The organism is Sanguibacter inulinus (assembly GCF_013415325.1).
GTDB classification, from domain to species: Bacteria; Actinomycetota; Actinomycetes; order Actinomycetales; family Cellulomonadaceae; genus Sanguibacter; species Sanguibacter inulinus.
The window spans coordinates 1-9,496 of the sequence record NZ_JACBYE010000081.1; the positions used below are offsets into that span (position 1 = coordinate 1).

Annotated in this window: 10 protein-coding genes; all 10 read left to right on the top strand. The window is 72.2% G+C overall.

The genetic code is table 11. The features are described from left to right. Window positions 1–187: 187 nt before the first annotated feature. Entirely contained in the window at window positions 188–610 is a 423-nt protein-coding gene (locus HZZ10_RS18475) for a hypothetical protein (protein WP_179914634.1), read from the top strand. A 168-nt stretch (window positions 611–778) separates the two neighbouring features. Further along, the gene (locus tag HZZ10_RS18480; protein WP_179914635.1) at window positions 779–1,327 is read left to right on the top strand and encodes an NADPH-dependent FMN reductase; all 549 of its coding nucleotides are present in this window, start codon (window positions 779–781) and stop codon (window positions 1,325–1,327) included. A 240-nt stretch (window positions 1,328–1,567) separates the two neighbouring features. Further along, the gene (locus HZZ10_RS18485) at window positions 1,568–2,128 is read left to right on the top strand and encodes a flavin reductase family protein (RefSeq protein ID WP_056135194.1); all 561 of its coding nucleotides are present in this window, start codon (window positions 1,568–1,570) and stop codon (window positions 2,126–2,128) included. After that, window positions 2,125–3,039, top strand: coding sequence for an ABC transporter ATP-binding protein (locus HZZ10_RS18490; protein ID WP_308507623.1), 915 nt, complete (start codon window positions 2,125–2,127; stop codon window positions 3,037–3,039). Before HZZ10_RS18485 ends, HZZ10_RS18490 begins: the two co-directional genes overlap by 4 nt. A gap of 56 nt (window positions 3,040–3,095) precedes the next feature. After that, window positions 3,096–4,100: an ABC transporter permease gene (locus HZZ10_RS18495; protein WP_228087810.1), complete on the top strand. Its 1,005-nt coding sequence runs from the start codon at window positions 3,096–3,098 to the stop codon at window positions 4,098–4,100. A gap of 101 nt (window positions 4,101–4,201) precedes the next feature. Next, complete coding sequence (locus HZZ10_RS18500; RefSeq protein ID WP_179914636.1) at window positions 4,202–5,341, top strand: ABC transporter substrate-binding protein; 1,140 nt, start codon at window positions 4,202–4,204, stop codon at window positions 5,339–5,341. Window positions 5,342–5,412: 71 nt separating this feature from the next. After that, window positions 5,413–6,513, top strand: a complete 1,101-nt coding sequence (locus HZZ10_RS18505; RefSeq protein ID WP_179914637.1) for an LLM class flavin-dependent oxidoreductase — start codon at window positions 5,413–5,415, stop codon at window positions 6,511–6,513. Further along, on the top strand, window positions 6,510–7,526 hold the full coding sequence (locus HZZ10_RS18510; RefSeq protein ID WP_308507624.1) for a cysteine hydrolase family protein: 1,017 nt from the start codon (window positions 6,510–6,512) through the stop codon (window positions 7,524–7,526). The genes HZZ10_RS18505 and HZZ10_RS18510 overlap by 4 nt, the downstream gene beginning before the upstream one ends. After that, window positions 7,526–8,863, top strand: coding sequence for an NtaA/DmoA family FMN-dependent monooxygenase (locus HZZ10_RS18515; protein WP_179914638.1), 1,338 nt, complete (start codon window positions 7,526–7,528; stop codon window positions 8,861–8,863). Before HZZ10_RS18510 ends, HZZ10_RS18515 begins: the two co-directional genes overlap by 1 nt. Continuing rightward, window positions 8,860–9,496, top strand: a 637-nt coding sequence (locus tag HZZ10_RS18520; RefSeq protein WP_179914639.1) for an MFS transporter, incomplete at its 3' end; no start/stop codon positions are given. The genes HZZ10_RS18515 and HZZ10_RS18520, both read left to right, overlap by 4 nt.

The following is a 9,496-nucleotide window of genomic DNA, read 5'->3' on the forward strand; positions in this document are numbered from 1 at the left end:
GCGCCGCACTCCGCCCGCTCCCCTCCCACCCTTCGGGAACGAGATCGTGACTTTCGAGCGAGATCGTGACTCCGGAGGGTCGATCTCGCTCCGAGGTCACGATCTCGCGCCTGACGGTCGGCCGCCGGTCGGCCGGTCAGCCGGTCGCGTAACGCGGACGGAACACTGCGGCCGTAGGCTCCCGGGCATGGCGACCACAGCCCTGCCCCCGAACGACGCCGCGCTCCTCGACGCGCTGGCCACCCACCTCGGGGTACGTCTCGCACCGCGCGACTTCACGCTCCCCGGCGGGGTGCGCGTCGGGGTCGACGGCGCGGGGGTCGGTGACCCCGACAGCCTCGGCGTCGCCGGTGCCGTGCTCGTCCAGGTGACCTACGCCGCAGGCCCGGTCAAGTCCGCGCAGCGCAACAAGGTCCTCGCCGACGCCTTCAAGCTCGCGTGGCTGCGCTCGCAGGTCCCCACCGCCCGGACGGTGATCGTCGTGAACGAGCCCTTCGAGAGGCTCTTCGTCACCGGTGCGTGGTTGCCCGCCGCCCTGACGCAGCAGGGCGTCGAGGTCGCGCTCGTGCGCGGGGGTGCGAGGCCCGAGGTCGCCCGGATGCTCGCCTGAGGTCGCCACACTTCGTCGCACGCTCGTAACACTGGGCGTCTGATCTGGAAACACACGGCCCGTAGCGTGACGCCTGTCAACGATCCCCGCGGGCCGTCGACCATCACGCTTCCGCCCGCTCTCCGACGCACCTCACCCCTCGGGGCGAGGTACCGACAAGGAGGGCCCATGGGCCAGTCTTCTGCCTACGCACTCGTAGGGAACCCCCGGCAGGGCTCGCGCACAGCGAGCGCCGCCACCACCTTCCTCTCCGCCCTCGCGGCGGACCTCGACCAGGCCGTCGTGGACCTCGCTGACCTCGGCCCGGCAGTCCTCGACCCCGGGTCGGTCCCGGCGTCTGAGGCCGTGACCGCGATCGGCGCGGCCCGCCTGCTGGTCGTCGCGAGCCCCGTCTACAAGGGCAGCTACACGGGCCTGCTCAAGGCCTTCCTCGACCGCTTCCCGCCCGGCGGGCTCACCGGCGTCGTCGCCGTCCCGGTCATGGTCGGGGCCTCCCCGGGTCACGCGGTCTCCGCCGAGGCGTACCTGCGCCCGGTGCTCCTCGAGCTCGGCGCGACGTGCCCGACCCCCGCGGTGTACCTGCAGGAGCAGACCCTCGTGCACGTCGGCTCGGCCGCGACCGAGGACCCCTCGGTCCGGGACCCCATAGCCACCTGGTGCGCGCAGCACGCGTGGCTCGTGCGGTCGGCGCTCGCCGGCTCGCCCGTCGCCGCCTGAGCGCACCCTCCAGGCCGCAGCCTCCGCGGACCTCCCCGGAACGCCGGGGCGGACTGCCCGGCCTGAGCGGCCTCCCCCTGACGGCCCGGCCGTCCGCACCAGAGCACCGTCGCCCTCCTCGACCGCGCAGTCCTCGCAGCCGCCCGTCTCCCGGGCAGCTCGAGGCACGACGCGTCGACCTCCGCGACGGCGCTCCCCTCGTCGTCCCCGCACGCACCGCTCATCGAAGGAGCTCCGCGCATGACCACCTCACCCGTCACCCTCACCTCCGTCGACACCAGCACGAGCACAGCCACGGCTCCCCAGCCCGTGACCGACATCGCCGCGAACCCGGCGGCCTTCCGCGAGGGTCTCGCGCAGATGGTCACCTCGGTGAGCGTCGTGACCGCCGAGGTCGACGGCGCCCGGTACGGCTTCACGGCGAACTCGGTCACCTCGGTGTCGATGAGCCCGGCCCTCGTGCTCGTCTGCCTCGCGGACACCGCCGAGTGCCACGACGCCTTCCTCGTGGCCGAGACCGCCTCGATCAACATCCTCGCGGCCGACCAGGCGCACCTGTCGAAGGTCTTCGCGACGCGGGGCGCCGACAAGTTCGCCGCGGCCGACTTCCCAGCCGGTCCGACAGGCGCCCCGGTGCTCTCGGGTGCGACGGTCGCCCTCGAGGGCCGCGTGCACGAGCGGTACACGGCGGGCGACCACACGGTGATCCTGCTCGAGGTGCAGCACGTGCACCTCGGCGAGCGCGAGCCGCTCACCTACCAGGGCCGGATGTTCCGCGAGCTCGCCCAGGTGGCGTCGTGAGCGCCGAGGCCGTCGCTCCGGCGCCTGGCGCAGCCGGGGCCCTCGCCCCGCACGTCGTCGCGGACCCGGACCACATCGTCGTCCGCGGGCTGCACAAGACCTACCCGGGGACGAGCGTCGCCGCGCTCTCGGACGTCGAGCTGGTCGTGCCGCGCGGCACCTTCGTGAGCCTCATCGGACCGAGCGGCTGCGGCAAGTCGACGCTGCTGCGGGCCGTCGCCGGTCTCGAGGGATTCGACGACGGGTCGATCACGATCTTCGGCGCCACCCCTGAGGAGGCCTGCACGGCCAAGTCTGTCGGGCTCGTGCCGCAGGCCCCCGCCCTGCTGCCGTGGCTCACCGTCCGGCAGAACGTCGAGCTGCCCCACAAGGTCAACCGTCGTGCGGACCGTCGCCGGGCGGAGCGCGAGCGCAAGCACCCCGTCCCGTCGTCGCCCGGTCTCGACGCCTTCGCGGACGTCGACTCGCTGCTCGACATGGTCAACCTCACCGACGCGGCCGACAAGCACCCGGGCGCGCTGTCGGGCGGCATGCAGCAGCGGGTCGCGATCGCCCGGGCCTTCGGCCTGCGCCCGGAGATCCTGCTCATGGACGAGCCGTTCTCGGCCCTCGACGAGTTCACCCGCGAGGCCCTGCGGCTCCAGCTGCTCACCCTGTGGCAGCGGATGCGCACGACGGTCCTGTTCGTGACGCACTCCGTCCGCGAGGCCGTGACGCTCTCCGACCAGGTCGTCGTGATGTCGGCCAGGCCCGGCCAGGTCCACGAGGTGATCGACGTCGACCTGCCCCGGCCGCGCGGCGCCGACGTCCTGCTCAGCCCGCAGCTGCACACCATCGAAGACCGCGTCCGCGCGAGCCTCCAGGGCGCGTGGGAGGCCGGGGCAGCCCCGGTCGACCTCGTGGCCGGGTGAGGACCCTCATGACCACGACCCCGACCCGCCCGACCAGCCCGAGAAGGAGGCCCACGATGACCGCTCACGGCACCTCGACAGCGCAGGACGGCACGTCCGCGGCGGCGCCGCACGTCTACACCGCGAGCGCAGCGCACGGCCTCGCCGTGACCGCGGTGACGGACTCGACGCCCGCCGGCGGCACCCCGGTGGTCCCGGCCCCCGCCGAGCAGCCCGGTCCTGCCCTGGCGGCGCAGACCACCTCTCCAGCGGGTCGCGTCTCGGCGACGAGCCGCGGTCGGTCGCGGTTCCCCCGCAGCCTGCGCCCCTCGACCTGGTTGCCGACGACGGTCTCGGTCGTCGTGGTGGCCCTCGCGTGGTCGTGGGTCGCGTCGGAGAACAAGTACCTGCTGCCGCCGCTGTCGGCTGTCGGCGACCTGCTCGTCGAGGACTCGGCGCTCTTCGCCTCGAACGCGTGGGCGACGCTGCAGATCGCGGTCGTGGGTCTGGGCATCGGTTTTGGTGCGGCTTTCGTCCTCGCCGTCGTGATGAGCGAGATCGGGGTGCTGCGCCGGGCGATCATGCCGCTCGCGATCGTCCTCAATGTGACGCCCGTGGTCGCGCTGGCCCCGGCGCTCGTCGTGGCCTTCGGATTCGGCATGACGCCCAAGGTGATCGTCACCGCGATCATCACGTTCTTCCCGGTGCTCATCAACGTCACGACAGGCTTGCGGTCTGTCCCGGTCCCCGTGCTGCACGTCTTCTCGACGCTGCACGCCTCGCGCCTCGAGGTGCTGCTGCGCCTGCGGATGCCGAGCGCCCTGCCCTTCACGCTCGCCGCCCTGCGCGTCGTGCTCCCGCTGTCGATCGTCGGCGCCGTGGTCGCCGAGTTCGTCGCCCCGGGCTCGTCATCTGGCCTCGGCACGATGATCAAGACCTCGGCCGCGAACTCCCAGCTCGCCCAGCTCTACGCGGCGATCGCCTGGCTGGCCGCGATGGGCGTCGTGATGCTCCTGCTCATCACCGTGATCGAGAAGCGCCTGCTGTTCTGGCACGAGTCCCAGCAGGGCGCGACCAGCTGAGCGTCCGGCCCGTCACCGACCCCGAGACCGTAGTCCCGCGTCCGAAGTCCCCGCAGTACGTGCACCCCCCACTCCCCGGCTCTTCTGCGAAAGGCACCACCATGACTCCCCGATACCGCCGTCAGCTCAGCGCCTCCAGCTCGTCCCGGCCCGTCCTCGCCGCGACCGTCGGCGCAGCCCTGCTGCTGTCCCTCGCCGCCTGCTCGGGCGACGCGGAAGGTTCCGACGACTCCGCCCCTTCAGGCTCGGCAGCCGCCGAGGGCAGCGCGATCTCCGCCGAGCGCTGCGCGCAGAACGAGGCCGCGGGCACGATCACCTACATCACCGGGTACCAGTACCAATCCTCCGCGGGCATCCTCGAGGCCCTCGCCGCCGACTCCCTCGGCTACTTCGACGCCCTGTGCCTCGACGTCGAGATCCAGCCGGGGACGGGCGACACCGCGGCGAACGCGCAGCTCGTCGCGGCCGGCACAGCGCAGGTCACCTCGCTCGGCAACGACGCGGAGGCCCTCAAGGCCGTCGATGGAGGCATCGACGTCACGGGCATCGCGACCTGGGGCCACGTGCCGATCGCGACGCTCATGACCGGGACGGACATCACCGAGCTCACGCAGCTCGAGGGCACCATCCTCGGCCACAAGGGATCCCTGCCCGCCCCGCTGCGCGCGATGCTCGTCGAGGAGGGCGTGGACCTCGACGCGATCGAGCAGGTCGAGGTCGGCTACGACCCGACCGTCCTGCCCCGCGGCCAGGTGCAGTCGCTCACCGGCTACAAGTCGAACGAGCCGCTGCTGCTCGCCGCCATGGGCGAAGAGGTCACCGAGTGGAACCCCGAGGACTACGGCATCTCCGGGTCCTTCGGCACGATCGTCGCCAACCCCGCCTTCGCGGACGAGCACCCGACCGCTGTCGAGGACTACCTGCGCGCGACGTCCAAGGCCTTCGAGTACTGCGAGACCAACGGCGCCGAGTGCGTCGGCTTCGCGGCTGACGTCGCCGAGTCCGGCTACGACGAAGAGCACAACCTCAAGATCTGGGAGACCGAGTCGGCCCTCGTCACGGAGTCGACCCCCGAGGGCAGCCCGCTCGGCTTCCACGACGACGCGCTCACCACCTCCGAGGGCGAGGCGCTCATCGCCTCGGGCGAGCTCGACGAGCTGCCGACGGTGAACGACGTCTTCGACCCGGCCTTCCTCACCGCGATCTACGACGGCACGGAGCTGGTCTGGCCCGCTCCCTGACGGAACCCGCTCCCTGACCGGACCCACGGCCCGGCACCCCGCTCGACCACACCGCACGACGAAGGACCACCATGACGACGACAGACGCCACCACCAGCACCCCGACCACAGGCCCCGAGCTCGGCATCTTCCTGCCGATCGGCAACGGCGGCTGGATCATGTCCGAGACCGCGCCCCACCCGCAGGCCACCTACGACTACAACCGGAAGGCCGCCGTCCTCGCGGAGGAGGCCGGGCTCGACTTCATCATGTCGATGGGCAAGTGGCGCGGCTACGGCGGCACGACCGACCACTGGGGTCGCACCCTCGAGTCCGTGTCGATGATGTCCGGGCTGGCCGAGGCCACGAGCCGCGTGAAGATCTGGGCGACCATCCACACCAACCTGTTCCACCCGGCGATCGCCGCGAAGATGTACACGACCATGCAGCAGATCAGCGGCGGTCGCGCCGGCATGAACATCGTCGTCGGGGCGTACGCGCAGGAGTTCTCGCAGATGGGTCTGTGGGACGAGGACCTCGACCACGCTGCCCGGTACAGGTACACCGAGGAATGGACGAGCGTCCTGGAGCGCCTGTGGTCCGAAGACTCGGTGACCCACCACGGCGAGTTCTTCGACCTCGACGACTGCCAGTCCCGCCCGCACCCCGAGGTGCGCCCGACACTCATCAGCGCGGGCCGCTCCCCGGCCGGTGTCGACTTCCAGGCGCGGCACTGCGACGGGTCGTTCCTCACCGCCGACGACCTGCCCGGGCTGCGGAAGGTCTCCGACCAGGTCAAGGCTGCGGCGGCCGAGAACGGCCGCTCGATCAAGACGTACTCGATGTGCACGGTCGTGCTCGGCGAGACCGACGCCGAGGCCGAGGCCAAGCGCCGCGAGTACGGGCGCGGGGCCGACATCGAGGCCATCGTCAACATGAAGACCTCGTGGGGTCTGCCCCTCGACAAGGCGATGTCCATGACGGCCGCCGCCCCCGAGGACGAGGCCTTCCAGACCGCGGTGGTGCACGGCTCGCCCGAGACGGTGTCGGAGCGCATCGCCGAGCTCGTCGAGGAGACCGGCATCGACGGGCTCATGATGATCTTCCCCGACTACCACGCCGACCTCCCCGTCTTCGGCGAGACCGTCCTGCCGCTGCTGCGGCCGGCATCGGTGCTGGAGGGTGTCGCGTGAGCGCCAAGCAGCACGCGCCCCAGGCGCAGCAGGACGCCGCGGCTCTGCGCGCGGCCGCCGCACCGGGTGAGGCCGCGGCCCCGAGCGATGCCGGGCCCCTGGGCGAGACCGCGGCCCTGCCCAGCGCTGCAGCCACGGGCGAGTCAGGTCTGCTCGACGGGACGACGCGGGCAGAGGGGACCACGCTCGTCGACGTCGACGGCACCGTCCACCCACTGCCCGGGCCGCTCCACGAGGGCGCACTGCTCGTGGTCGACGTCCAGCGGTCCTTCGCCGACCCGGCCTACCTGCCGTGGCTCGACGAGGCCGGGCTCGCCGCGCTCGACGCCGCCGTGACGCGCACGGCGTGGCTCGTGGACCAGGCCCGGGCCTCCGGGGTCCCGGTCGTCTGGGTCGCGCTCGAGCAGCTGCCCGACTCACCCTGGCGCACGTCGCTGTGGCTGCGCGGCCTCGAGGAGGGCACGTGGCCCGTCCCCGACGAGCCGTGCGTCCTCGGCACCCCGGGGGCCGAGTGGTTCCGCGTCGGACCGCTCCCGGGCGAGACCGTCGTGCCCAAGCGCCGCTACTCCGGGTTCCTCGGGACCACGCTCGAGACCCACCTCCGGGAGACCGGGGTGACCTGGGTCGTCGCCGCCGGGCTGACGAGCGAGTGCTGCGTCGACGGGACCGTCCGTGACGCCTTCCAGCTCGGCTTCCGCGCCGTCATGACCTCCGACGCGACGGCCGCCTACGACGCCGAGACGCACACCCACGCGTTGTCGGTCCTCGCCCAGAACGCCGCTGTCGTCGCGACGTCGGCGAGCGTCGCCGCCGCGTGGACGCACGCGGCGGCATCCGCTGCGGATGCCGCGACGCCGTCCACCCTGCCGACATCCGCCCTGACGCCGTCCGCACCACCGTCGGCAGCACCTGTCGCACCGTCCACCGCACAGCCCACCGCACCGCCGTCCGCCACAGCACCGTCGCCCTCGACAGTGGCCGTCGCCGAGCCGATCCCCGCCGGGAGGCCCTGATGACCACCATGAAGCTCGCCTTCGACATCTCCTTCACGCACACCGAGGGCAAGTGGGCCGCGCCCGGGTCCTGGGTGGGCGCGGACTACCCCGACGTCGGGATGTTCACCGAGCTGGCCGTCGCGGCTGAGCGCGGCGGCATCGACATGCTGTTCTTCGGTGACGGCACGGGCATCCCCGACACCTGGGAGCAGTCGATGGACGCTGCGATCCGCTACGGCATCCAGTGGCCGCGGCAGGACATGAGCCCCTTCATCGCGGCGATGGCGCAGGCCACGACGCGCATCGGCTTCGGCCTGACGTACTCCTCGACCTACATGCACCCCTTCTACACGGCGCGCCTGCTCAACTCCCTCGACCACGTGACCAAGGGCCGGCTGGCCTTCAACGTCGTCGCGTCGGGGCGTCTGGCCGACGCCGCCAACTACGGCTTCGACGGGCTCATGGACCACGACCAGCGCTACGAGCGGATGGAAGAGTTCGTCTCCGTCTGCAAGGCGCTGTGGGACTCGGTCGAGCCCGACGCGATCCTGCGCGACCGCAGCACCGGGCAGTTCGCCGACCCGTCCAAGGTGCACAGGGTGGACCACCACGGCGAGCACTTCGACGTGGCAGGGCCGCTGCCGTCGGTGCCCAGCCCGCAGGGCCACCCGGTCCTCGTGCAGGCCGGGGCGTCGCCGCGCGGCATCGCCGCGAGCGCCTCCTTCGCCGACGTCGTCTTCGGTCTCGGCGGGCACCTGCCCTCGCAGGTCAAGCACCGCGCAGCCCTGGACGCCGCGCTCGTCGAGGCGGGACGTCGTCCGGAGGACGTCGGCATCCTCTGGGCCACCCAGGTGGTCCTCGGGCGGACCGCAGCCGAGGCCGCGGCCCGCAAGGAGGAGATGGCGACGATGCTCATGGACGACGACGCCGTCGGGGCGTACCTGTCCTACAACTCGGGCTTCGACTTCTCCGTGCTGCCCGAGAAGTTCACGCTCGCGGAGGTCGCCGCGCAGATCGCCGCCGCACAGGGCACCCAGTCCGGGTTCGTGCAGCGCCTCATCGCGCGGCGCGGCGACGACGGGGTGCTCACCCGCACCGAGTTCTTCGAGGAGGGCTGGAAGTACGCGACAGGCTACGAGCAGACCATCGCGGGCACGGCCGAGCAGGTGGCCGACGAGCTCGAGGAGCAGTTCCTCGCGACGGGATCCAACGGCGGGTTCATGATCTGCAACCCGCAGTCCATGCCGTCTTCGCTCTACGAGGTCACCGACCTGCTCGTCCCCGAGCTCCGCCGCCGCGGGCTGGTCAGCGACGCGTACGCGGGCACGACGCTGCGCGAGAACCTGCTCGCGTGAGCACCGTCCGGGGTCTGGCAGCGGTCGCCGAGGAGGCGCGACCTGCTCGGCGACCGCTCCCGCCCCGGCTGCGCCGGCAGATCGTCATCGCCTGCTGCCTCGTCGCGAGCGCCCAGATCACCTGGGGCGCGATCGTCCCCGCCCTCCCCCGCTACGGCGACATGTTCTCGGTGTCGTCCTTCCTGCTCGGCGCGATCGTCGCGGCCTTCGGTGTCGGGAGGCTGCTGGTCAACATCCCGGCCGGGCTGCTGGCCGACAGGTTCGGACCGCGGCGGCTGCTGCTCGGGGCGCTCGTCGGGCTCGTGGTCGTCACCGTCCTCACGGCCTTCGCACCCACGCTGGCGGTGCTGCTGGTGGCCCGCTTCCTCGCGGGCGTGCTCGGCGGGTCGGTCGTGACCATCGGCCTCGCCGTCGTCACGGCCCGGGCCCCCGCCGACGCCCGCGGGACCGTGCTGGCCACAGCCCAGGCGGTCCAGCTCGCCGGCGGCGCGATGGGCCCCGTCGTCGGCGGGCTCGTCCTGGACCGCTGGGGCCTGCACGCGGTGTTCTTCGCTGCCGCGGTCCCGGCCGTCACGTGCCTGGTCTGGACGCTGCTGCAGCCGGACAGAGATTTCTGGGGAAAGGTACCTGCCG

What these genes read in the sequence shown, in the direction of transcription:
- HZZ10_RS18495 (WP_228087810.1), top strand. Translation starts at nt 3,096, where the DNA reads ATGACCGCTCACGGCACCTCGACAGCGCAGGACGGCACGTCCGCGGCG.
- HZZ10_RS18475 (WP_179914634.1), top strand. Translation starts at nt 188, where the DNA reads ATGGCGACCACAGCCCTGCCCCCGAACGACGCCGCGCTCCTCGACGCG.
- HZZ10_RS18480 (WP_179914635.1), top strand. Translation starts at nt 779, where the DNA reads ATGGGCCAGTCTTCTGCCTACGCACTCGTAGGGAACCCCCGGCAGGGC.
- HZZ10_RS18515 (WP_179914638.1), top strand. Translation starts at nt 7,526, where the DNA reads ATGACCACCATGAAGCTCGCCTTCGACATCTCCTTCACGCACACCGAG.
- HZZ10_RS18505 (WP_179914637.1), top strand. Translation starts at nt 5,413, where the DNA reads ATGACGACGACAGACGCCACCACCAGCACCCCGACCACAGGCCCCGAG.
- HZZ10_RS18485 (WP_056135194.1), top strand. Translation starts at nt 1,568, where the DNA reads ATGACCACCTCACCCGTCACCCTCACCTCCGTCGACACCAGCACGAGC.
- HZZ10_RS18500 (WP_179914636.1), top strand. Translation starts at nt 4,202, where the DNA reads ATGACTCCCCGATACCGCCGTCAGCTCAGCGCCTCCAGCTCGTCCCGG.